Raw genomic sequence first — 23,300 nt, 5'->3', positions numbered from 1 at the left:
AACCCTTCGCCGTCGCCGCTCGTCCTCCGCCGCAGTCTCCCCCACATCGCGCACCAAAACGACCCCCGGAGCGGCGCGAGGCGGACCGCCACGTCCACACGACGGCCGTGGAAACGCTTCAACCGCCGTGTTCCGGCCTTCGCGTGGACGTGGCGGTCCGGCCACGGATGCGCTGGGGCAGCCGAATAGGGTGGAGGTATGAGTGTGACGGTGGTGGATGTCGAGGCGGCTGCGAGGCGGATCGCCGGACGCGTACGGCGTACTCCGGTGTTGCCGGTGAGCGCGAACCTCAGCATCAAGCTCGAGCACCACCAGCACGCCGGTTCGTTCAAGCCACGCGGCGCGTTCAACCGGATGCTGTCCGCGAAGGAACAGGGCAAGCTCACCGGGCAAGGCGTGGTGACGGCCTCCGGCGGCAATGCCGGTACGGCGATCGCGTACGCGGCCCGCGAACTCGGCGTACCCGCCCGCGTCTTCGTCCCCGAAACCGCCCCGGCGCCGAAGCTGGCCAGGCTGGCAAACCTCGGCGCGGACGTCGTACAGGTTGGTCGTGAATATGCCGAAGCCTTCGCCGCTGCGGAGGAGGACGGCGCCGCGACAGGCGCGTTGTTCGTGCACGCCTACGACCAGCCCGAGATCGTCGCGGGTCAGGGCACGATCGGCCTGGAGCTACTCGAACAGCTCGAGGCTTTCGACACGGTGCTGGTGTCGGTCGGCGGTGGCGGCCTGATCGCGGGAATCGCCACCGCTCTTGGCAATCAAGCGCGCGTGATCGGCGTCGAGCCCGAGTTGTGCCCGACGCTCCACCAGGCATTGGCTGCGGGGAAGCCGGTGGACGTCGAGGTAGGCGGCTGCGCGGCCGATTCGCTGGGCGCGCGACGACTCGGCGCATTGGCGTACGACGCGGTGATGAGGTACGACGTGGACTCCTTGCTCGTGCCAGACGACGCGATCGTCGGAGCCCGGTTGGAGCTGTGGCGCGAATACCGCCTGGCCGTAGAGCACGGCACAGCCACCGCCTACGCCGCCCTCACCACCAACACCTACCGCCCAGCCCCCAATGAACACGTCGTCCTGATCAGCTGCGGCGCCAACACCGACCCCGCCACACTTAGCTAGAGCGGCGCTCGTCGGCTAGGAGCCAGGCGGCTAGGACGCCGGCGGCGGCGCCGAAGAGGTGGCCTTGCCAGGAGATGCCGTCTTGTGGGAGTAGGCCGCCAAGGAGGGCGCCGCCCCAGACGAGGATGACGACCAGGCCGATCAGGACCTGGCCGATGCGGCGGTTGAACAGGCCGCGAGCGACGAGGTAGGCGGCGTAGCCGAAGACGAGACCGCTGGCGCCGATCGTGACCGTGTTCGGCGGCGAGGACAACCAAGTGGCGAAACCACCGATGACCCCCACGATCGCCGTCACCGAGAACAGCCGCATCGCGCCGCCGATCGCGATCAGGGCACCAAGAGTGACCAACGGCAGCGTGTTCGAGATCAGATGCCCGAAGCCGAGATGCAGGAACGGCGCCGTAAGGATGCCGACCAGCCCATCCCCAGTCCGCGCGATGATGCCGTACTGATCGAGTGAGTTGTTCAGCGCGGTGTCGACCACCTCGCTGATCCACATCAGGCCGATCAGCAGCGCGAGGAATTGCAGCCCGCCGCCGATCCGGGACCCGGTCTTACCCGGGCGGCGGATCGGGGCGGGCGATGTCGAACTCATGGAACCAAGATGCCCTACCGAACCAAACCCGCGCTCAGTTGACGGGTCCGCTCGGGTCGAGGTGGGTCGGGTCGAAGTCCGCGGTCCGGTTGAAGACGTACTTGTTCAGCAGCCAGGTGAGCGCCCACAAGCCAACGCCGATCAGCATCAGCCAGCCGGCGATCTCGTAGTCCTTCGTCGCGCGGCCCGACAACGGACTCGCCAGGTAGACGCAGAGCACCCCACCGAGGATGGGCAGCAGGGTCGGGGCGTGGAAGTGCTTGTGCTCCACCTTGTCCTTACGCAGGACCAGGACCGCGAGATTGACGATCGCGAACACGCACAGCAACAGGAACGCCGTCGTGCCACCCAAAGCGGTGAGGTCCGCGAACCCGATCAGCGCGAAGGCCAGCAGCGTCGTGAAGATGATCGCCACCCACGGCGTACGGCGTGTTTGCAGGACCCGGCCGAGCGGTCCCGGCAGCACCTTCTCGTGCGACATGCCGTACAGCAGACGACTCGCCATCAGCATGTTGATCAGCGCCGAGTTGGCGACCGCGAACATCGTGATCCACGCGAAGATCTCGATCGGGAATCCAGGTGCGCCGACATTGACCACTTGCAGTAGCGGGGTATTGCCCTTGTTCAGGTTCTCCGGAGAGACCAGCGTGACCGCCGAGATCGCGACCATGATGTAGATGAGACCGGTGACGACCAGACCGGTCAGCATGATCTTCGGGAAGATCCGGACCGGGTCCTTGGTCTCCTCGGCCATGTTCACCGAGTCCTCGAAGCCGACCATCGCGAAGAACGCCAGCGCCGTCGCCGCGGTCACCGAACTGAACGCCGTCTTACCCTCCGGCACGTTGAAATCGTTCAGCCGCGAGGTGTCGCCATCGCCACCCGCGATCGCCCAGACGCCGACGCCGATCACGATCAGCAGACCGGACAACTCGATCAGGGTCAGCACGACGTTCGCCTTGACACTCTCGCCGACACCGCGAAGGTTGACGATGGCAATCAACGTCATGAACGCCAGCGAGGTGATCATCAGCACCGAACCCCGGGAGGAGTCGATCCCGACGGCCGCGAAGAAGTTCGACGCGAAGGCCTTGGACGCGCTGGAGGCCGAGGTCAGACCCGAGCACATCACCGCGAAACAGAGCAGAAAAGTCAGGAAGTGCACCCCGAACGCCTTGTGCGTATAGACCGCGGCGCCACCGGCCTTCGGATACTTGGTGACCAGCTCCAGATAACTCGTCGCCGTCAGCAGCGCGACGACGAACGCGCAGAGGAACGGCAGCCAGACGGCGCCGCCGACCTGGCCCGCGACCTTACCGGTCAGCGCGTAGACACCGGTGCCGAGGATGTCCCCGACCACGAACAACAGCAACAGGCCTGGGCCCATCACCCGTTTCAGCTCAGGCCGTCCGGTGTCCGTCCCGGCCGTTTGCGGAGTTGCGCTCATGCTGTCCTCCTCAGTCCCTGTTCATGCAGTGCATCACAGTCCCATCCCACGGGTACACCTGTCCGGCGTGGCCGGTAAAGGTCGCGTCAGAACCTGGCCAAGTGGGCGGCCTGTCAAGATGGTGACCGTGATGCACCTTCGCCTGATCGTCCCCGCGGATCGCACCGAGACGGTCACAGACACCCTGATGACCGACGACCGAGCCACGAATATCGTCGTACTGCCCGGAGCCGCCCGCCGTCCGGCCGGCGACGTCGTGCACTGCGACGTCACCCGCGAGGCCACCTCTGACATCCTGTCCTGGCTGAAGGCTGAGGGCATGTACGACGAGGGCGCCGTCGCCGTCACCGTCGTGGACGCCTCCCCTTCGAAGAACGCGCGGGCCACCGAGGCGGCCGCGCCGGGTGCGCCCGATGACGCGGTGGTGTGGGATGCCGTGGTCGATCAGGCGTACGGCGAGGCGCGCGGGTCGTGGGCGTACTACACGTTCCTCACCCTCGCCACGATGATCGCGGCCGTTGCCGTCGTCACCGATTCGGCCATTCTGGTGGTCGGCGCGATGGTGGTCGGGCCGGAGTTCGCGGTGGTGGTGGCTCTTGCGCTCGGGCTGGCGCTCGGTCGTCGCGATCTGGCAGTCCGGTCGCTGCGGTTGTTGGTGGCCGGGTTCTTAGTCGCGATCGTGGCGACGGCTCTGGCGGCGCTGGTCGCACGCGGTGTCGGGTGGATCGACCTCGCCGATGTGACGGCGGCGCGTCCGTTGACCGGGTTCATCTGGCGGCCGGACAAGTGGTCCGCGGTCGTGGCGGTGCTCGCCGGATGTGCGGGGGTGCTCTCGCAGACGGCGGGTCGTTCGAACGCGTTGGTCGGCGTCTTCATCTCGGTCACGACGGTCCCGGCGGCAGGCGATCTCGCGCTCTCCCTGGCGCTCGGCGCGCCGCACCAGATCGGCGGCTCCGCGGCCCAACTCGGCATCAACCTCGCCGGGATGACGCTTGCGGGCATCGCCACTTTGCTGATCCAGAAGGCAGCCGTACGGCCCTCTAGGTTTGTGCGGTCCCTTGGCCACCGACACTGACCAGTCCTGTTTCGTAGCCGACGATGACGGCCTGGACGCGATCGCGCAGGCCGAGTTTGCCGAGGATGCGGGCGACATGCGTCTTGACCGTTGCCTCGGACAACTGAAGTCGCGCGGCCAGTTCGGCGTTGCTGAGGCCTCGGGCGAGTAGGCCGAGGACCTCGAGCTCGCGCGGCGTGAGTGCCGTGAGGTCCCGATGTACGGCGGCGACGTCACCATCGCGCTGGGCGAATCGCTCGACCAGTCGCCGGGTGATGCTCGGCGCCAGCAGCGCATCCCCCGCACGCACCGTCCGTACGGCGGCGACCAGGTGCTCGGGCGTGACGTCCTTGAGCAGGAAGCCACTTGCGCCGGCATTCAACGCGGCATAGACGTACTGGTCGAGGTCGAACGTCGTCAGGATGATCACGCGCGGTTCGCCGGGGGCGCCGGTCAGAATGCGCCGGGTGGCCTCCAGCCCGTCGAGTTCGGGCATGCGGACGTCCATCAGCACCACGTCCGGCCGGGTACGGCGTACCGCGTCGACCGCCTCGGCGCCATTGGTCGCCTCGGCCACGACGTCGATCCCGTCCGCGTTCAGGATCATCCGGAAGCCGGTCCGGACCAGCGTCTGGTCATCCGCGACGACGACGCGCAATTCGGTCACGGTGCCTCCGTAGTCGGTGCGGACGTTGTCGGTGCCGCCGGCGTCGGCGCGGCCAGCGGGATGATCGCCTCGACACGGTAGCCGCCGCGCGGACGTCGTACGGTGTGCAAGGTCCCGCCGTACACGGCTAGTCGCTCGCGCAGGCCGATCAACCCGCGACCGTTGCCGTCGGCCACGAGTTCGCCCGGATCGCCGCCGGTGTCGAGGACCTCCACCCGCAACTGGTCGTCGCCGTACTCGATGGTCACCGAGGCGCTAGCCCCCGACGTGTGTTTGACCGTATTGGTCAGCGCCTCCTGCACCACCCGATATGCGGCGAGTTCAACCCCGGGCGGCAACGGCCGCGCGGTTCCGGTCACGGCCAGTTCGACCGGCAGACCGGTATCGCGAACTCTGCCGATGAGGCTCTCGAGCTGGCCCAGACCCGGCTGCGGTTCCAGGTCGGCCGGATCGTCGGGGTCGTTCATGGTGAGCAGCCCCATCACGTGCCGGAGTTCGGCCATCGCCGCGCGGCCGCCGGCCTCGACCGCGAGCAACGCCGTACTCGCCTGCTCGGGATCGCTGGCCATGATCTTGCGAGCGGCGCCGGCCTGGATCACCATCACGCTGACGTTATGCGTCACCACGTCGTGGAGGTCGCGGGCGATCCGGGCGCGTTCGGTTTCGACGGCCCGGCGGAGCGCCTCGGCTTGTTCGCGCTCGACCTGGGCCAGCCGGGCTTGGCCTTCATCGCTGCGCATACGCCAGTTGCGCAGGCCGTTAGCCGTCACGGCGATCGGGATCAGGACGAGCAACGGCACGTACTCGTCGGGCATGAACGAGGTGGCCGAGTCCCCCGCCGTGGTCACGAGCACCACCGCGAGCGGCAGCGTCACCAAGGTCGCCCCTCGGTACGGGCTGTACATCGCGGCGGTATAGACGGCGATGACAGATGCGTAGAACGTCAGCTTCTGAAGGTCCGTCGGCGTCACCATCGCCGCAGCCGTCACTACCCACAACACCGCCAGCGGATAGCGCCGGCGAAGTGCGAGAGCGACCGACGCCACGATCGCCAACACCACCAAGGCCGCCCCTGGGCCGTCTTCGGGGGGTCCTAACGGCCCGAACATGAAGGGCGGCCTGTCCGGGCCTTCGAGCTGCTCTGCGTTGTCCTCCGCGAACCGGAACATCAAGATGCCGAGTACCAGGGCCAGCAACGCGTCGAAGAGCTGATTGCGGCGAGTTGGGTGGCAGGGCGGGCCGGTCTGACGCGTGACGAACCGGATCACAGGCCAGCGTGAGGTGGGGCCAGGGCTCGTCACTGGCCCATTGTCGTCGCCTGGACAGGGCCTTGTCGTCCACCACGCGTCGACATGTTGTACATCGGTTGTATACATCGCAAGGATGACGTCAGCCCAGCGCGGTAGCCGAAATGGCCCGGGCGGCCGACGTACCGGCAGCGTGAACGCACCTAGCTTCAAGGTCATCCACCCGAGGACCACGAAGCTAGGGAGCGAATATGAGCACGCCGGTGATCGAGCTGCGCGATGTGAGCCGCAAGTACGACGATGGGCCGCCCGCGTTGCAGGAGGCGTCGTTCGCCGTGCGAGCCGGTGAGGCGGTCGCGATCCTCGGCCCGTCCGGCAGCGGCAAGTCCACCCTGCTCAACCTGATCGCGGGCCTCGACCGTCCGGACGCGGGCACGGTCACGGTCGACGGAGTACGCGTGGACCAACTGGGCGAGGCCGGCTCGGCGTTGTACCGGCGGGCCAAAATCGGCATGGTGTTCCAGTTCTTCAACCTGCTGGACGATCTGACGGTCGCCGACAACGTCGTACTGCCCGCGCAGTTGGCCGGGATGGCGCGCGGTACGGCACATCGGCGCGCGGAGGAGTTGCTCGAGAACCTCGGCATCGCCCGTCACGCCGGCGCGTATCCGGGCCGGCTGTCAGGCGGTGAGCGTCAACGCGTCGCGGTGGCCCGGGCGCTGATGAACCGGCCGGCGTTGCTCCTCGCAGACGAGCCGACCGGCGCGTTGGACACTGCCGCCGGCGAAGAGGTGTGCCGGTTGCTCACCGAGTTGAACGCGGATGGCCAGACCATCGTGGTCGTCACGCATGACCTCGGCCTGGCCCGGGCCTGCACGACTCGCACGATCGAGCTGGTCGACGGCCGGATCGCGTCCGACGGCGCGACCCTGACGGCGGCGGTCCGATGAGCGCGTTGGGCCGGGTCGTTCGCTCGGGCGTCGCGCGACGTCGGGTGCCGACCATCGTGATCGGGTTGGCCACGTTGATGGCGGTGGCCGCTTCGGTACTCGGCGTCTCGCTGCTCGTCGCGTCTCGCGCGCCTTTTGAGAAGGCGTTTGCCCGGCAGCAGGGCGCCCATTTGTCGGCGCAGTTCGATGCCGCGAAGGCGTCGGCGGCGAAGATCACCGCTGGCGCCGCCGCGGCCGAGGCCAGCGCCGGCCCGTTCGGGGTCGCCACGATCACTCCGGAGATGGCGCCCGGTAGGTTCGGCGCCCCGCTGTCGGTCGTTGGCCGTGCTGACCCGTCCAACGCGGCCGTTGACCGCGTATCGCTGACGTCCGGGCGATGGGCGACCGGGCCGGGCGAGATCGTGGTGTCGACCGACGCCGCACTCCCCCAACGCCTCGGCATCCAGGTCACCCTCGCGGGTGGTCGGACGCTGAAGGTGGTCGGCGTGGCGCGGTCGGTCAGTCGTACTGCCGATGGCTGGGTGGTGCCCTCCGAGATCGCGTCGCTGGGCCTTGCCGGCTACCAGATGCTCTATCGGTTCAACGGCGGTTCGGTTGACGCGGACGCGGTGACGGCCGGCCTGCCCGTGGTCGGCACCCAGTCCTGGCTCACGCTCAAGAAGACCGCCGAACGCGACACCGCGTTGTTCGTACCTTTCCTCATGGCCTTCGGTCTCCTCGGCCTGGTGATGTCGGTGCTGATCGTCGCCAACGTCGTCGCGGGAACGGTCGGCGCGAGCCTTCGCCGGATCGGCATCCTCAAAGCGATCGGCTTCACCCCTGCGCAGGTCGTACGCGCGTATCTCGCCCAGGCGTTGCTCCCGGCAACAGTCGGTACGGCGCTCGGCGTTGTCGTGGGCAACCTTCTCGCCATCCCCGTGATGGCCCAGACCACCGAGGCGTACGGCACGACGCCGTTGGCCGTCACGCCCTGGGTGAACGTGGTCGTCGTCGTCCTCGTGCTCGGCGTCGTCGCGCTTGCCGCCTGGGCGAGTGCCTGGCGCGCAGGTCGCCTCCGTACGGTCGACGCGATTGCCGTCGGGCGTACGCCGCATGCTGGTCGCGGCGTTTGGGCTTCGCGGTTGACCTCGCGGTTGCGGGTTCCGAGGACGGTCAGTTTGGGATTGGCGCGGCCGTTCGCGCGGCCCGCTCGTACGTTGGCGATGGGCGCGGCGATCGTCTTCGGTACGACGGCCGTGACGTTCAGCGTGGGGCTGACGTCGTCGTTGAGCGAGGTCCTGTCCGCGCGGGCCCACGACGTCGCCGACGTCACGATCGGAGCCGGCGGTGGTGGTGGCATTGGCGGCCAGCGCGAGCCTGGCCCGAATGGTCCGGGCGCTCCGGAGAAGGAGCCTGATCCGGTCGCTATTGCGGCAGCGATCGCGGCGCAGCCTGGCACGCGCGCGCACTACGGTGCGGCGACGACCGAGGCGACCGTACCGGGCGTGACCGGCGCGATTACCGTCATCGCGTTCACGGGTGACGCCTCGTGGGGCGGGTATCGGATGATCTCGGGACGCTGGTTCAGCCAGGTCGGCGAGGCGGTGGTCCCGACGCCACTGCTCACCGCCACGGGCACCCGCGTCGGTGACACCCTCACCCTCAAGCACCACGGCAAGAGCTACACCGTACGCATCGTCGGCGAGGTCTTCGACACCAGCAACGACGGTCTCGAGGTGTTCGCCGACACCGCGACCTTCGCCGGCGCGACCGGTCTGACGGTGAGATCCCACCACATCGCGGTCGATCCCGGCGTCGACGTCGCGAGCTACACCACCTCGTTGAACAAGGCCCTTGACCCGCTTGGCGTGACGGCCAACGTTGGCAGCGGCGAGAACGGGAGCAGCATCGTCGTCACGCTGAACGCTCTCGCGGCAATGCTGACGCTCATGCTCGTCGTCGTGGCCGCCCTCGGCGTACTCAACGGCGTCGTCCTCGACACCCGCGAACGCATCCAGGAACTCGGCATCCACAAAGCCCTCGGCATGACCCCACGCCAAACCATCGCCATGGTCATCACCTCGGTAACCCTCACCGGCCTAGCCGCCGGCCTGATCGGCGTACCACTAGGCATCGCCCTCCACGGCTGGGTAATGCCCGCCATGGGCAACAGCGCCGGCCTCGTACTCCCACCCTCCATCCTCGCCGTCTACCAACCCCCCGAACTAGCCCTCCTCCTAACCGGCGGCCTCCCCCTAGCCATCCTCGGCGCCCTCCTCCCCGCCACCTGGGCCGCCCGAACCCCCACCACCACCGCCCTCCGCACCGAATAACCCACCCATCCCGCCGATCGGACGCAAAGTGCGGGGCTCCCCGGCAACCCCCGCCCACGGTCGGACCCAGAATGCGAGACCTTCCCGGCCAGCCCCGTCGACGGTCGGACCCAAAATGCGGGAGCTTCCCGACAAGCCCGGCCCACGGTCGGACGCGAAATCCGGAAGCTGCCCGGCCAACCCCATCCACGGTCGGACCCGAAATACGGACCCCGGCCCGAAGCCCCGGCCACGGTCGGACGCGGAATGCGGCCAGAACCTTGGGCCGGGGCCGGACTCGGCGCGCAGAACCTGCGGACAAGCGGAACCCGCACAAGCCTGCGCCAAATTGTGGAAAACCCTCCCGCGAGGTGCCTTGTTGTGTTTGCCCACGCGCGACGTAACGAGGCACTTCGCGGGAGGGTTTTCCACAAAGTCGCCCGTGGGTCTTGCGCCGGGGATATCGGGGCGGTCCGCACTTTGCGTCCGACCGTCACCTGGTTCTGGCCGCATTTCGCGTCGGACCGTGGGCTTGGGTCGGCCGCATTCTGCGTCCGACCGTCACCTGGTTCTGGCCCCATTTCGCGTCTAACCGTGGCCGGGGGCTGCCGCGCAGCACCCGCATTTTGCGTCCGACCGTGGCGGGGGGTTTCGGGACGGGGGCCGCATTTTGCGTCCGACCGTGGCGGGGGGTTTCGGGACGGGGGCCGCATTTTGCGTCCGACCGTGGGCGGGAGTTGGGCGGCGGGGTGGCGGGTCGCGGGCGGATGGTGGGTGGGGTGGGGTTAGGACCAGGCGGGGGTGGTGGCGGTGGTTTGGGCGTAGGTGGTGAAGGTGCGGGGGGTGCGGCCTAGGGCGCGTTGGACGCCGTCGGCTACTTCGGCGTCTTGGCCGTTGCGGATTGCGGTGAGGAGGGTTGTCAGGAGGTCGGCGTATTCGGGGTTCATTCCGTGGCCGACGAGTTCGGCGCGGAAGGACTCTGGCGGTACGTCGACGTATTTGATTTCCCGGCCGGACGCGGCCGCGATCAGCGCGACGGCCTCGCCGAAGGTGATCGCCTCCGGCCCGGTCAGCTCGTACACCTGACCCGCATGCGACCCCGCACCGGTCAACGCCGCGACGGCCACCTCCGCGATGTCGTCCACGTCGATGAACGCGTGCCGGCCGTCACCCGTCGGCAGCGCCACCTCGCCCGCGAGTACGGCCGGCAACATCATGTCCTCGCTGAAGTTCTGCGCGAACCACGCCGGCCGCAAGATCGTCCAGTCCACACCCGATCCACTTACGGCGGCCTCGTGCGGCATCGTCAGGTCCATTCCACGCGCCGACAGCAGAACGAAATTCCGTACGCCGCTGCGCTTTGCCAGGTCGACGAATTCCGGTACGGCCGAGTAGTCGAGGCTCTCGATCGGCGGTACGACGTACGCCGCGTCCGCGCCTTCCACCGCGGCGGCCCAGGTGTTCGGATCGTTCCAGTCGAAGGGAATGGCCGACCGACGCGAAACCCCACGAGCGATCGGACCGAGTAAAGAGGTGACTCGGCGGCCGGTTTTGCCGGTCGCGGCGAGAACAAGTGTCGTCATGCGTCGAGTCAACTAGCCAGGCGCTGGACGATCCATGGGCATAACGCTCGATCTCCTGTGTGATCGTCTAACATCGCCGGAATGGACGCACTGGGCGATCTCCTCCGCGGTATCCGGGCGAATGGCGCGATGGTCTGCCGTTCCATCGCGGCGCCTCCCTGGGCCCTGCGATTCGAGATCACGACGCCACTCACCCTGGTGTGCGGCGTTACGGACGACGCCTGGCTCATCCCCGATGAGGGCGAGCCGATGCTGCTGCGGCGCGGCGACGTCGGGCTGGTCCGCGAAGGCGTGCGATTCGTGCTGGCGGATGATCCGGCCAGCAAGGTCGGTGTGGTGATCCGCGATGAGGACGAGTGCATCGGCGAAGTTGAGATGGACGGCAAGCACACTTGGCGATTCAGCAATCGCCCGAGCGGCGATGCGAACGAGATGGTCATGCTCACCGCGGCGTACCAGGTGCGCGGTGACCTCAGCGACCGGCTGCTCAGCGCCCTGCCCGAGGTCTTCGTCATCACGAACCCCGACGAAGACTGTCCCACGATGGAACTGCTCGCCCTCGAGCTCGGACGCGACCGCCCCGGACAGGAGATCGCGATCGACCGGCTGCTGGACCTGATCCTGGTCTTGGCGCTGCGCGACTGGTTCGACCGGCCCGATTCCGCGACACCCGCGTGGTACGTCGCACTGGGCGACCCCGTCGTCGGTCCGGCCCTGCGCGCGCTGCACGACGACCCGGCCCGCGCCTGGACCGTCGAAGGTCTCGCCCGCCACGTCGGCGTATCCCGCGCGGGGTTCGCCCGGCGCTTCGCGGACCTCGTCGGCGAGCCGCCGCTGACGTACCTCACCGGCTGGCGGATGGCGCTCGCGGCCGACCTCCTCCGACGTACGGACGCGAGCGTGGCCAGCGTCGCGCGCCAGGTCGGCTATGCCGACAGCTTCGCCTTCAGCACCGCCTTCAAACGAGTCCGCGGCATCCGCCCCAGCCAACACCGCACCACCCGCATCGCGGTCTGACCAGTGCTTGGGGACTAGCTCGATCTCTTGTGTTGTGTGCCGCGGGAAGCCAATCGCGGCCGTCAGGCGTCGGTCGCTAGTCGTCCAGGCTGCCCATGGTCAGGTTGACGGTGGTTCCCGTCATCCCGCTTGCCTTGTCGGAAGCCATGAAGACCGCGACGTTGGCCATCTCCGCGAGGGTCATAAGCCGTTGCGGGTGGGTCTTGCTGGCGAGAAACCCTTGGAACTGTTCCCAGGACATTCCCGTTGCTTCGGCGCGAGGCTCGAAGGCTTCCTTGATCGTGCGTGACTCCGGCATGCCCTGTGGTCGCAGGCCGACGACGCGAATGCCCTGCGGTGCGAGCTCGGCGGATAGAGCTCGAGTGAGCGCTTCCTTGGCGGCCTGCGCCGGACCGTAACCACCCACCAACGGGATGCCAGTCCGCGAGTGGAGTGCGGTGACAGTCATGATCACCCCCGACTTGTTGGGGATCATGTGCCTTGCGGCCAGGCGTGCGGTCAGGAAATACGACGTCGTGTAGGCCGTGATCGCCAGGGAGAACTGCTCGGCATCCAGCTCGGCCAAAGGGACACCGACAATTTTCGTATTCGGGATGCCGACCGCGTTGAACGAGATATCGACGCGGCCCGCCTTATCGATCACGGACTGCAGATGGCTGCCGATAGCCTGCTCGTCGACAGCGTCGACCTCGGCCGCCTCGGCGGATCCGCCGGCGGAAACGATGTCCTTGGCGACTGCCTCGACCGGTGCCTGGAGGCGCCCGGTGAGAAATACCTTGGCCCCCTCGTCCGCAAAGGCGCGTGCGACAGCACCGCCGATCGCTCCCCCGGCTCCGTAGATCACCGCGACCTTGTCCTTCAGGATCATCTCTGGTTCCTTTCTGCGCCATGGGTGGTCACACTTGCCCACCTCGTGAGTGAAGACCGACGGCTGAGCCGTCGATGATGTAGACACCGCCAAGTCGCGAAAGGGGCGCCCGCCAACCGACCCTTTCGCCCCTCGGCCGGTGTCCATACAAGGAGTGCGACAAGATGCGGAAGAGGGTGACCCGAGGGTGGGAGAAGTGGCAGCCGATCTGATCTCCAAGGCGCGGGCCGGGGACGGCGACGCGTTCCGGCAGCTGACTGAGCCATACCGCCGAGAGCTGCAGGTGCACTGCTACCGGATGCTCGGATCGTTCCAGGACGCCGAGGACGCCTTGCAGGACACGCTGTTGGCCGCTTGGCAGGGCTTCGCACGGTTCGAGGGACGCGCCTCGCTGCGCACCTGGCTCTACCGGATCGCCACCAACCGGTGCCTCAACGCGCGCCGGTCGGCCAGCCGGCGCCTGGCCAAGGAGTGGGACGTGCCCAATGTTGAACCGCCCGAGCCGACCCGGCTCGGCGAGGTCGTCTGGCTTGAGCCATTTCCCGACGCCCTACTTGAGGGTGTCATCGATGTGCCGCTCGGCCCGGAGGCCCGCTACGAGCAGACCGAATCCATCTCGCTGGCTTTCGTGACCGCACTTCAGGTCCTGCCGCCCCGCCAGCTCGTGGTGGTCATCTTGCGCGATGTCCTCGGATTCCACGCGAACGAGGTGGCGGACATGCTGGACTCGAGCGTCGATTCGGTCAAAAGTGCCCTCAAACGGGCGCGCGGCAGCCTGCAACACCAACGGCCCACGGCCGACGACCGCGAACCACCGCCAGCCTCCGGCTCACCCTCGGAGGATGTGATCGTGGCGAAATTCGTTCGCGCCTGGGAGTCGGCCGATCTCGACGCGCTGGTGGCCCTTCTGACCGACGACGTCTTCATGTCGATGCCACCGATGCCCTTCGAATACGAAGGCCGAGACGTCGTGGGTCGCTTCTGCGCCAGCATTTTCCGCGCAGGTCGCAGGTTCGATCTCGTGCCAACACGAGCCAACGGTCAGCCGGCGTTCGGCGCCTACCTGCGCGCCCCCAACGGCATCAGCCACGGGATCGGGCTCTACGTCCTCACCCTCACCGGCGACCGGATCTGCGCCATGACCCGCTTCGAAAACAGTGTCCTCCCATCGTTCGGCCTGCCGCGATCACTCCCGAGCCCATAGTCACCACAACTACTAACCGGGATGGTTTCGACGTACGACGGCCAGAACCGTCCGGGCGGGCGTGGTTCGTGGCGGGCGATTAGCGTCGATTGGTCAGGATTCGACCGCAGACCGTGGGTTTGGATGCTGACCCGCCGCTGGAGCGGGTCGAATCCAGACCAATCGACGCAGTGCTTAGGGGATGCGAACCGCGGGCGTCTGCCGGTGTTGGCGTGGTTAGGGGCGGCGGTGGATTAGGAGGGGGAGGACGGCGGCGGCGCCTGCCTCGCGGAGTTTGGCGGCGGTGACGGTGATGGGCCATTGGGAGGAGGAGGCGTCGACGACTAGGAGGACGGAGCGGTTCTCCAGGGTCTGGGCGACGTCTGGGGTGATGGTGATGCCGTCGCGCCAGACCTTTGCCTCCTCCGCTGACGACATGCCGTCGGCGAAGGCGGCGCCATCCACCGTGAGGTCGGCGCGCTCGAGGCGGCCGATTTCGGCCAGGTGGTCGGCCACCTCGGTCACCAAGCGGCGGTAGCCGGCCGCAGGCAGACCAACCACCACCTCGGGCCGGCGCGACCACGCGTCGCGCCACTTCGACAACGCGCTCACACAGCCGACCTTCAACGCGTCCAAATGAACCGCGTCGCCGCCCTGATCGCTGAAGACCGCGCGGATCACCTCACGCCACTCCGGCGCATCCGCGAACACGATCGACCGCCCCGGATCCGCCGCCAGCGCCGGCGGAATCCGCCCTTTGGCTCCGAACGACCCACCCGGCCACATCTTCCGCGGCTCCAGCACATGCGTCTCGCCGCGCAACAGCCGAGTGATCGCCGTGACCGTCTCCGGATCGGGCGCCGCCGTCAGCGGATCGGGCAACAACCCCAGACAAACCGAACACCGCCCACACGGCACCGCCGAGGGATCGTCCAGCGATTCCTGCAAAAGTTGCATCAGGCAACGTTCGCCGCGAGTGTAGGCGCGCATGATGTCGGCCTCGCGTCGCCGTACCGAGATGATCCCGTCGTAATGCGCCGCGTCGAACGACCAGTCGGCACTAGTCCGCACCCAGCCCTTATCGACCCGCTCAACCGCACCATCCACCGCGAGCTGCTTCAACATCAACTCAACCCGCCCGCGCCGCAACCCGGTCTCGGCCTCGAGCGAAGGAACGGTCGCCGGCTCATCCCCCGAGTAGGCCTCGAGCCCAGCCAGCAGCCGATTCACCTGATCCGGATCCGGAATCGTCGCCGTAGCGAAGTAGTCCCATACGCCCGCATCCGCGTCGGACGGCAGCAGTGCCACGATCGCATGGTCGATCCCGCGCCCAGCACGACCGACCTGCTGGTAGTACGACACCGGCGACGGCGGCGACCCCACGTGCACGACAAAACCGAGATCGGGTTTGTCATACCCCATCCCCAGCGCCGACGTCGCGATCAGCGCCTTCAACCGGTTGTCCCGCAACGCGTCCTCGAGTTGCTCCCGCTCCGACGCCTCCAGCCCACCCGTATACGCCGCGACAGGAAGCGAAGGCCCGTGCACCTCCTGGATCGCCGCGGCAAGGCGTTGCGCGTCAGACACCGTGAGCGTGTAAACAATGCCCGAGCCCGGCAACTTCGGCAGATGATCCACGACCCACGCGAACCGGTCGAGCGGCGATAACGCGTTCACCACCGCGAGCTGCAGGCTCGACCTGGCCAATGGCCCGCGCAACACCAGCGTCGATTCGCCCAGCTGATGCGCGACATCCTCGGTCACTCGCGCGTTCGCCGTCGCAGTAGTTGCCAGCACAGGCGTGTCCGGGTTGAGCTTCTGCAGGACATCCGACACCCGGCGATAGTCCGGCCGGAAGTCATGCCCCCAGTCCGACACCGCGTGCGCCTCATCGATCACCAGCAGCCCGATCTGCCCCGCCAGCCCATCCAGCACCCGACGACCGAAGCCGGGATTGGCCAGCCGCTCCGGCGAGACGAGCAGCACGTCGATCGCTCCCGAGCGCAGCTCCGCCTCGATCCCATCCCAAGCGTCAAAGTTGGACGAGTTCAGCGTGGCAGCGCGCAACCCAGCCCGGGCCGCCGCACCCACCTGGTCACGCATCAACGACAGCAACGGCGAGACCACGAGCGTCGGCCCGGCACCCTCGGACCGCCGGATCGCCGTCGCGGCCCAGTAGACCGCCGACTTGCCCCACCCGGTGGCCTGGACGACGAGCACCCGGGCTCTCGGCTCGCACAGCGCGGCGACCGCGGTCTCCTGGTCCGCCCGCAGCCGGGCGGACTCCCCCGCGATCGCCTGAATCACCTGTGCGGCCGTGGCGGACCGCGAGTCCGACAATGCCAACGCCATCGAATTGCCCATGTCCGAAACCCTAGACGCAACCACCCCCATTCCGCGGACGCCTGTGGATAACCCACTCGACCTCGACTACAGGTCGAGACAATTCAGCTAGCGGGCACGCACCGAGTGCGCGGCCGGCCATCAGCGTCCACAAGACGTTGAGGCCCGGCACCGCGGGCCGCGAGCGCGTCGTACGGGTTGGCGAGCACGCAACGGTCGATGGACAGGCAGCCGCAGCCGACGCAGTCCTTGAAGTCGTCGCGCAGTTGCAGCAAGTGGTTGATGCGATCGTCGAGTTCGGCCTGCCAGCACTCCGAGATCCGCGCCCAGTCCTGCCGGGTAGGCGTCCGCCCGTCGGGCAAGAGCGCGAGGATCGCGGCGACGTTCGACAACGGAATACCGACGCGCTGCGCGATCCGGATCATCGCCACCCGGCGCAAGGTATCGCGCTTGTAGCGGCGCTGGTTGCCCGACGTACGACGACTGACGATCAGGTTCTGCCGTTCGTAGAAATGCAGGGCCGAGATCGCCACACCACTGCGCTCCGCGACCTGCCCGACGGTCAGCTCACCCTGGTCCATTCTGTATCCCTCCGGTCGGACCTCAACTAATGCTGAGGCTACCGACCTCAGGGAACGGGCTGAGGCAACGGCCGGATCCGCCAGGACATCAACGCCGCGAACGCGCACAGCCCACCCGCCAGGTACCACGCCAGGTTGTAGGTCCCGAAGGCGTCGCGGATCGCACCCGCACCAGTCGCCGCGACTGCCGCGCCGACCTGGTGTGACGCGAAGACCCAGCCGAAGACGATAGGCCCGTCCGCGCCGAACCACTGCCGGCACAACGCCACAGTCGGCGGAACGGTAGCGATCCAGTCGAGCCCGTAGAAGATGATGAACACCCACATACTCGGCTCAACGTGCTCCGAGAACAGTGACGGCAGCACGAGCAGCGACGCGCCTCGCAGCGTGTAGTACCCGATCAGCAAGTAGCGCGGATCCCAGCGATCCGTAAGCCACCCAGACGCGACAGTCCCGGCAATGTCGAAGATGCCGACCAGAGCCAGCAGAGACGCCGCAGTCGTGTGAGGCATCCCATGATCGTGCGCAGCCGTCACAAAATGCGTACCCACTAGCCCGTTGGTAGACGCGCCACAGATCGCAAAGCCACCCGCAAGGAACCAGAACGTCCGAGTACGAGCAGCAGACTTCAGAGCGACCAGCGCCCGCACCGCGCTGTTCCCAACAGCCGCAACCCGCAGGCCGACCGTGCTTCCCTCAGGAGCGCCGTACGCCCGCAAACCCACATCGCTCGGGTAGTCCCGCATAAAGATCAGCACGAGCGGTACGACGGACAACGCGATCCCAGCGACAAGAAGCGCCGGCAAACGCCACCCGTAGTCGCCAGCAAGCTTCGCGATCAACGGAAGGAACACGAGCTGCCCCGTGGCGCCAGCGGCCGTCAGGATCCCGGTAACCAGTCCACGCCGGGCAAAGAACCAGCGAGTCGTCACAGTGGCTACGAAGGTCATCGACATTGCACCAGTGCCGACACCGACCAGCAGACCCCAGCAGAGCAGCAGCTGCCAGCTGGACGTCATGAACACCGTCAGCCCACTACCGGCCGCTACCAGCACCAGTGCGCCGCCGACGACCTTCCGGATGCCGAGTTTGTCCATCAACGCCGCCGCGAACGGTGAGATCAGGCCGTACAACATCAGATTGATCGACACCGCCGAGCCGATCGTCGCGTGCGACCAGCCGAACTCGTCGTGCAACGGATCCAGCAACACACTCGGCACCGAGCGGAAGCCCGCCGCACCGATCAACGTCACGAACCCGATCCCCGCGACGATCCAGGCGCGATGCAACCTGGCCGTCTTCTTCCGCTCCAAAATCTCCGTCACCCGGCGATTCTGCGGTCTGGCGATCAACGGAACGAGTGGCCAGACCGCCAACATGTGTCAAGATATGGCCATGCATCAGGTTGCCGTTCTCGCCCTGGCACCAGTCGTCGGCTACGACATGACCATTCCGCCGACCGTGCTCGGCGCCGCGACCCTCGCCGACGGCACGCCGCTGTACGACGTAAAGGTCTGCGGGCTCGACGACGGCCCGGTCCGCGCGAGCCTCGGGTTCACGATCGTGCCGGACTACGGTCCGGAGATCCTCGCCGAGGCCGACACCGTGATCGTGCCCGGCACGCGCATCCACGGGCCGCGGTATGAGGGAACGTTGCCGGACGAGCTCGCGGCCGCCTTCGCGAGGATCCGGCCGGGCACGCGCATCGCCTCCATCTGTACGGGCGCCTTCGCGCTAGCGGCGGCCGGCCTGCTGGACGGGCGGCCCGTCACCACACATTGGCGCTACGTCGACCAATTCCGCGCGCTCTATCCGAAGGTCCTACTCAACGAGAACCAGCTGTTCCTCGACGACGGCGACCTCATCACCTCGGCCGGGCTATCCGCGGGCGTCGACCTCTGCCTGCACCTCGCCCGGATCGACTATGGCAGCGAGGTGGCGAACCGGGCCGCGCGGCACTGCGTCGTACCGCCCTGGCGTGAAGGCGGGCAGTCCCAATTCATCGACCGCAACGTGCCGGAGGAGGGTTCCGACGGTACGGCGCCGACGCGAGCCTGGGCGATCGAGCGCCTCCAAACCGAGCTCGATCTCGCGACACTCGCAGACCATGCGCGGATGAGCGTGCGGACGTTCAGCCGTCGCTTCAAGGCCGAGACGGGCCTCTCCCCTGGCGCCTGGCTTCTGCAACAGCGCGTGCGGCACGCGTGCCATCTGCTGGAGACGACCGCGCTGCCGGTCGACCGGGTCGCACAGGAGGCCGGCCTCGGTACGGCGGCGTCGCTGCGACACCACCTCCGCACCGAGCTCGGCGTCTCCCCGCTGGCCTACCGCAAAACCTTCCGCGCCGGCTGAAAAGCGGGCTCATCTGCGGACGGTCGAGCGGGTGGAACGGAAACTGTCGGCGGGGCCTGATAGTTCTTTGGCCATCGCAAGACTGGTTGAGGAGAGACCGCATGACCCTGCATTTCGTGGCGTACGGCGAGGGCACCCCGGTGCTGGCGCTGCACGGCTGGACGCCGGACCACCGGCTGATGACCGGCTGTCTGGAGCCGATTTTCGCTGAGCGTCCCGGCTATCGGCGGTATTACCCCGACCTCCCGGCCATGGGCCAGAGCCCGGGCTATCACGCCTACAGCGCCGAAGACATCCTCACCGCCGTGCTGGCCTTCATCGACGAGCAGATCGGCTCGGAGCCGTTCCTCCTGATCGGCGAATCGTTCGGCGGATTGCTCGCGCGCAGCCTCGTGGCTCGCCGGCCCGAGCAGATCCTCGGGCTGGCGCTGATCTGTCCGGTCGGGAAGAACCTGGACTATGCCGACCGAATAGTGCCCGAGCACCAGGTGATCCGCGCCGATCCGGCGTTGCTCGCCTCCCTCGATCCGGCCGAGGCCGCCGAATTCGCCGAGCTCGCGGTCGTGCAATCGCCCGAAACCCTGCGCAGATTCAGGTCGGACGTCGTTCCCGGTCTGGCCGCCGCCGACCAGGATCGGCTCGCGGTCATCCGGCGCGACTGGGTGCTCGCGGTGCAGCCCGAGTCCGGTCCGGTCTACCCGCGGCCGACCCTCGTCTTGACTGGCAGACAGGACGCGTCCGTCGGCTACGCCGAGCAGTACGATCTGCTTCCGCATTACCCGCGTGCGTCGTTCGTCGTGCTCGACCGCGCCGGGCACAACCTGCAGTTCGAGCAGCCGGCCTTGTTCGACTGGCTCATCTCGGAGTGGCTCGATCGGGTGATGGAAGCTGTCGCGGCCTCGTCGCGCGGCGCGGCAGCCGAGACCGAGGTGGGAGCGATGGTGTGAATGGACCAAAGACTGAACGGGTCCTACCGCCAATGGCTACCTGCCGGTAATATCCGATCATGGAGCCCAGGAAACGCCGTCCCGGCTGGCCTTTGCTCGTCGCCCTGGCGAACGGGCGGGTCCGGCTCTCCCCCGACCGCCTCGCTCACGCCGTCCGCGGCCAGGTCGTGCTGGTCACGGGCGCGTCGTTCGGGATCGGCGAGGCGACCGCGCGGCGATTGGCCGGAGCCGGTGCGACGGTGCTGCTCGTCGCCCGGACGGCGGACCAACTGCAACTCGTTGCCGACGGCATCAACCAGGCCGGCGGCTCGGCGTACAGCTATCCGGCCGACCTCACCGATCCGCACGCCATCGAGGAGCTGGTACGACGCGTGCTGCACGACCATGGCCACGTCGACGTGCTCGTCAGCAACGCGGGCAAGTCGATCCGCCGGTCGATCGCCGACTCGTACCAGCGCTTCCACGACATCGAGCGCACGAACGCGATCAACTACCTCGGCCCGGCCAAGCTGGTGCTGGAGTTGTTGCCGTCCATGCGCGAGCGCGGATCCGGCCACATCGTGAACATCTCGACCGCCGGCGTGCGGACCCCACCGATGGCCCGCTGGTCGGCGTACCTCGCGTCGAAGGGCGCCTTCGACATCTGGCTGCGCAGCGTCGCGCAGGAGATTCGCGACGACGGCGTCACCGTCTCCACGGTGTACATGGGCCTCGTGCACACCCGGATGAGCGAGCCGACCACCGAGTTGAAGAACCTGCCCGGGCTCACCCCCGAGCAGGCGGCGAACCAGGTCTGCGCAGCCGTCGCCAAGCGGCCGCACCACCTCGTGGCGGCCTGGGTCCGCCCGGCCGGCGCGATAGGCGACCTGTTCCGCACGCCGACCGACCGGCTCTTCCGGCAGTACTACCGCCGGACCGAGCCAAAACCCAAGCCCGGGGACAACACACCGGGGTCGCCTCGGTGAAGCTGACCAACCGGCTCCGTACGGCGGCCGAGGCCTGCGCGATACCGGCCTCGCTGCTGCGCTCGGGCGTGTGGCGTGCCGCCGGGCCGGGTCAGCTGATGCCGATCGGGCGTACGTTGCACCAGTTCGGCCAGTCCGTCGCGACGCTGGGCGCGGTGGCCGCGATCCGCTTCCCGGATCGGCCGGCGGTGATCGACGACCTCGGCACCATCACGTACCGGCAGCTCGATCGGCGGTGTGCCGCCCAGGCCGCGGGACTGGCCGCGTCGTTCGGCATCGGCGCGGGCAGCAAGGTGGCCGTGCTTTGCCGCAATCACAAGGGTTTTCTCGAGGCGACGCTCGCGGCCGGCCGCCTCGGCGCGGACGTCTATTTCCTCAACACCGGCCTTGCCGCTCCCCAGCTGGACGAGTTGCTGAAGCGCAACGACCCAGACCTGCTGATCCTCGACCAGGAGTTCGTCCCGCTCGTCGAGGAGAGCGGCCGCGGTGTCCGCCGACTGCTCGCGTGGCACGACGACGACACCGGCGCCGCCTCGCTGGATCGCCTCGCGGCGGGCAACTGGCCCGAGCCGGCCGCGCCAGACCATCCCGGGCGAATCGTCATCCTCACTTCCGGCACGACCGGCACGCCCAAGGCTGCGCCGCGAGTGCCGACCGCCGCGTCGCTGAGTGGTTTGACCGGCACAGTGCTGCGACGCGTCGGCCTGCGCGCGGGTGAGCCGGCGCTAATCTGCCCGCCGTTGTTCCATGGGCTCGGGCTGCTCACCGCGATGCTCGCGCTGTTCCTCGGTTCACCACTCGTTCTCATGCGCAGGTTCGACCCGGCCGTCGCCCTGGCCGCGGTCGAGAGACACCGGGCCGGGTCGATCGTCGCCGTGCCGGTGATGCTGCAACGCATGCTCGAGCTACCCGCCGACGAGGTCGCCAAGTACGACCTGACCTCCTTGCGGGCAGTCGTTTCCGGCGCATCCGCGTTGAGCCCGGCCCTCGCCGAGCGCTTCATGGCCCGCTACGGCGCGATCCTCTGCGACGCGTACGGCTCGAGCGAGATCGGCATCGCCACCCTGGCCGGTCCGGCCGACCTCAAGGCCGCGCCCGGGACGGTCGGACGGCCATGCCTCGGCAGCTCGGTCGTCATCCTCGACCAGTACGACCGGCCGCTACCCGCCGGCGAGACCGGGCGCATCTTCGCCGGCGGCGGCCTGGTCTTCGGCGGTTACCTCGGCGGCGGCAGCAAAACCGTTGTCGACGGCCGGATGAGCACCGGCGACCTGGGTCATCTCGACGTCGAGGGCCGCCTGTTCGTGGATGGGCGCGAGGACGACATGATCGTGTCCGGCGGCGAGAACGTCTACCCCGTCGAAGTCGAGAACTGCCTCGCCGCCCATCCCGCCGTCGCGGATGTCGCCGTGGTCGGAGTGGACGACGAGGAGTTCGGCCAACGCCTGATCGCCTACGTCGTACCCACCCCCGGCCGTCCCGCCGACCCCGACGCCCTCCGCGAGTACGTCCGCACCAATCTGGCCCGCTTCAAAACCCCACGCCAGGTCGTGCTGGTCGACGAACTCCCCCGCAACGCCACCGGCAAAGTCCTCCGCAACAAACTGCCGACCTAGTTATTTGAGCTGGCCCCTGATCGCGCCTGCTGGGAACGTGGTGTTGTGCACGTTGGCGTAGTAGTCGCCCGGGTCCGCCGTGATCGCGCTGGCAAGTGCGGCGCTGATCGTGACGCAACCGGCCATGTCAGGCCCGGGCAGTCCGTCGGCATCCAGAGGAATGACGACCGGCCCGGCGACGTGCCGCGCCCCGACATGCACGTGGGCCGCGGTGGGCGCCTGGATGTCCTGCCAGCTGAGGGTCCAGCAGAACGTCGTACCGTCGATGGAGTACGTGAAGAACCCGTGCCCGTCGGTATCTGCCGCGGCAGTCTCCTGGCCACCGCTCAGCGGGATTGCGGGTGCCGCGGTCGCGGCGGGTAGCCCGAATGTGGCGATCGCGAGCACCGCGCTTGCCGTGGCGATGGCGGAACGATTGGACATGATCCCCTCCCAAAGAAGTATCCGATACCCGCCGTTCTACGCCGCCACGCCG

Annotated in this window: 20 protein-coding genes; 10 read left to right on the top strand and 10 right to left on the bottom strand. The window is 67.9% G+C overall.

The genetic code is table 11. The features are described from left to right. Positions 1-198 precede the first annotated feature (198 nt). Positions 199-1,119: a threonine/serine dehydratase gene (locus OG394_RS06815; protein WP_328994094.1), complete on the top strand. Its 921-nt coding sequence runs from the start codon at positions 199-201 to the stop codon at positions 1,117-1,119. On the opposite strand, the gene OG394_RS06810 is transcribed toward OG394_RS06815, so the two are convergent. After that, positions 1,112-1,714: a rhomboid family intramembrane serine protease gene (locus OG394_RS06810; protein ID WP_328994093.1), complete on the bottom strand. Its 603-nt coding sequence runs from the start codon at positions 1,712-1,714 to the stop codon at positions 1,112-1,114. The genes OG394_RS06815 and OG394_RS06810 overlap by 8 nt on opposite strands. Positions 1,715-1,748: 34 nt before the next feature. Continuing rightward, positions 1,749-3,161, bottom strand: a complete 1,413-nt coding sequence (locus OG394_RS06805) for an APC family permease (RefSeq protein ID WP_328994092.1) — start codon at positions 3,159-3,161, stop codon at positions 1,749-1,751. A gap of 130 nt (positions 3,162-3,291) precedes the next feature. On the opposite strand from OG394_RS06805, the gene OG394_RS06800 reads away from it, so the two are divergent. After that, on the top strand, positions 3,292-4,236 hold the full coding sequence (locus OG394_RS06800) for a DUF389 domain-containing protein (RefSeq protein ID WP_328994091.1): 945 nt from the start codon (positions 3,292-3,294) through the stop codon (positions 4,234-4,236). On the opposite strand, the gene OG394_RS06795 is transcribed toward OG394_RS06800, so the two are convergent. Together OG394_RS06795 and OG394_RS06790 are read right to left on the bottom strand one after the other, a co-directional pair. Further along, positions 4,202-4,882 (bottom strand): response regulator transcription factor, encoded by a 681-nt coding sequence (locus OG394_RS06795; RefSeq protein WP_328994090.1) that lies wholly within the window; start codon positions 4,880-4,882, stop codon positions 4,202-4,204. The two genes, OG394_RS06800 and OG394_RS06795, sit on opposite strands and share 35 nt — an antisense overlap. After that, the gene (locus OG394_RS06790) at positions 4,879-6,183 is read right to left on the bottom strand and encodes a sensor histidine kinase (RefSeq protein ID WP_328994088.1); all 1,305 of its coding nucleotides are present in this window, start codon (positions 6,181-6,183) and stop codon (positions 4,879-4,881) included. The genes OG394_RS06795 and OG394_RS06790 overlap by 4 nt, the downstream gene beginning before the upstream one ends. Before the next feature lie 197 nt (positions 6,184-6,380). Between OG394_RS06790 and OG394_RS06785 the strand changes: the two genes are divergently transcribed. Together OG394_RS06785 and OG394_RS06780 are read left to right on the top strand one after the other, a co-directional pair. After that, positions 6,381-7,079, top strand: coding sequence for an ABC transporter ATP-binding protein (locus tag OG394_RS06785; protein ID WP_328994086.1), 699 nt, complete (start codon positions 6,381-6,383; stop codon positions 7,077-7,079). After that, complete coding sequence (locus OG394_RS06780) at positions 7,076-9,391, top strand: ABC transporter permease (protein ID WP_328994084.1); 2,316 nt, start codon at positions 7,076-7,078, stop codon at positions 9,389-9,391. The genes OG394_RS06785 and OG394_RS06780 overlap by 4 nt, the downstream gene beginning before the upstream one ends. Before the next feature lie 764 nt (positions 9,392-10,155). Here the strand turns inward: OG394_RS06780 and OG394_RS06775 are convergent. Continuing rightward, positions 10,156-10,953, bottom strand: a complete 798-nt coding sequence (locus OG394_RS06775) for an NAD(P)H-binding protein (RefSeq protein WP_328994083.1) — start codon at positions 10,951-10,953, stop codon at positions 10,156-10,158. A gap of 81 nt (positions 10,954-11,034) precedes the next feature. On the opposite strand from OG394_RS06775, the gene OG394_RS06770 reads away from it, so the two are divergent. After that, on the top strand, positions 11,035-11,970 hold the full coding sequence (locus OG394_RS06770; RefSeq protein WP_328994082.1) for an AraC family transcriptional regulator: 936 nt from the start codon (positions 11,035-11,037) through the stop codon (positions 11,968-11,970). 76 nt (positions 11,971-12,046) lie between these two features. Here the strand turns inward: OG394_RS06770 and OG394_RS06765 are convergent, their stop codons facing one another. Continuing rightward, complete coding sequence (locus OG394_RS06765; protein WP_328994080.1) at positions 12,047-12,838, bottom strand: SDR family NAD(P)-dependent oxidoreductase; 792 nt, start codon at positions 12,836-12,838, stop codon at positions 12,047-12,049. 196 nt (positions 12,839-13,034) lie between these two features. Between OG394_RS06765 and OG394_RS06760 the strand changes: the two genes are divergently transcribed. Further along, complete coding sequence (locus OG394_RS06760) at positions 13,035-14,042, top strand: sigma-70 family RNA polymerase sigma factor (RefSeq protein ID WP_328994079.1); 1,008 nt, start codon at positions 13,035-13,037, stop codon at positions 14,040-14,042. Positions 14,043-14,258: 216 nt separating this feature from the next. Here OG394_RS06760 and OG394_RS06755 read toward each other — a convergent pair whose 3' ends face one another. From OG394_RS06755 to OG394_RS06745, 3 genes are all read right to left on the bottom strand, one after another. Next, on the bottom strand, positions 14,259-16,385 hold the full coding sequence (locus tag OG394_RS06755; RefSeq protein WP_328994077.1) for a RecQ family ATP-dependent DNA helicase: 2,127 nt from the start codon (positions 16,383-16,385) through the stop codon (positions 14,259-14,261). 83 nt (positions 16,386-16,468) lie between these two features. Further along, positions 16,469-16,945: a redox-sensitive transcriptional activator SoxR gene (gene soxR / locus OG394_RS06750; protein ID WP_328994076.1), complete on the bottom strand. Its 477-nt coding sequence runs from the start codon at positions 16,943-16,945 to the stop codon at positions 16,469-16,471. A gap of 47 nt (positions 16,946-16,992) precedes the next feature. Next, positions 16,993-18,270 carry an MFS transporter gene (locus OG394_RS06745; protein WP_328994074.1) on the bottom strand — a complete coding sequence of 426 codons (1,278 nt, stop codon included), beginning with the start codon at positions 18,268-18,270 and terminating at the stop codon, positions 16,993-16,995. Positions 18,271-18,340: 70 nt separating this feature from the next. On the opposite strand from OG394_RS06745, the gene OG394_RS06740 reads away from it, so the two are divergent. From OG394_RS06740 to OG394_RS06725, 4 genes are all read left to right on the top strand, one after another. Next, positions 18,341-19,297 (top strand): GlxA family transcriptional regulator, encoded by a 957-nt coding sequence (locus OG394_RS06740; protein ID WP_328994073.1) that lies wholly within the window; start codon positions 18,341-18,343, stop codon positions 19,295-19,297. Between the two features lie 101 nt (positions 19,298-19,398). After that, the gene (locus tag OG394_RS06735; protein WP_328994072.1) at positions 19,399-20,244 is read left to right on the top strand and encodes an alpha/beta fold hydrolase; all 846 of its coding nucleotides are present in this window, start codon (positions 19,399-19,401) and stop codon (positions 20,242-20,244) included. Between the two features lie 59 nt (positions 20,245-20,303). Then, on the top strand, positions 20,304-21,209 hold the full coding sequence (locus OG394_RS06730; protein WP_328994071.1) for an SDR family NAD(P)-dependent oxidoreductase: 906 nt from the start codon (positions 20,304-20,306) through the stop codon (positions 21,207-21,209). Beyond that, positions 21,206-22,825, top strand: a complete 1,620-nt coding sequence (locus OG394_RS06725; protein ID WP_328994068.1) for an AMP-binding protein — start codon at positions 21,206-21,208, stop codon at positions 22,823-22,825. Before OG394_RS06730 ends, OG394_RS06725 begins: the two co-directional genes overlap by 4 nt. Here the strand turns inward: OG394_RS06725 and OG394_RS06720 are convergent, their stop codons facing one another. Beyond that, the gene (locus OG394_RS06720; RefSeq protein ID WP_328994067.1) at positions 22,826-23,248 is read right to left on the bottom strand and encodes a CHRD domain-containing protein; all 423 of its coding nucleotides are present in this window, start codon (positions 23,246-23,248) and stop codon (positions 22,826-22,828) included. Positions 23,249-23,300: the final 52 nt, after the last annotated feature.

Source organism: Kribbella sp. NBC_01245 (assembly GCF_036226525.1).
Lineage (GTDB): Bacteria > Actinomycetota > Actinomycetes > Propionibacteriales > Kribbellaceae > Kribbella.
The sequence above is the reverse complement of the archived record's forward strand: the minus strand, read 5'-3'. Positions and strand labels throughout refer to the sequence as shown.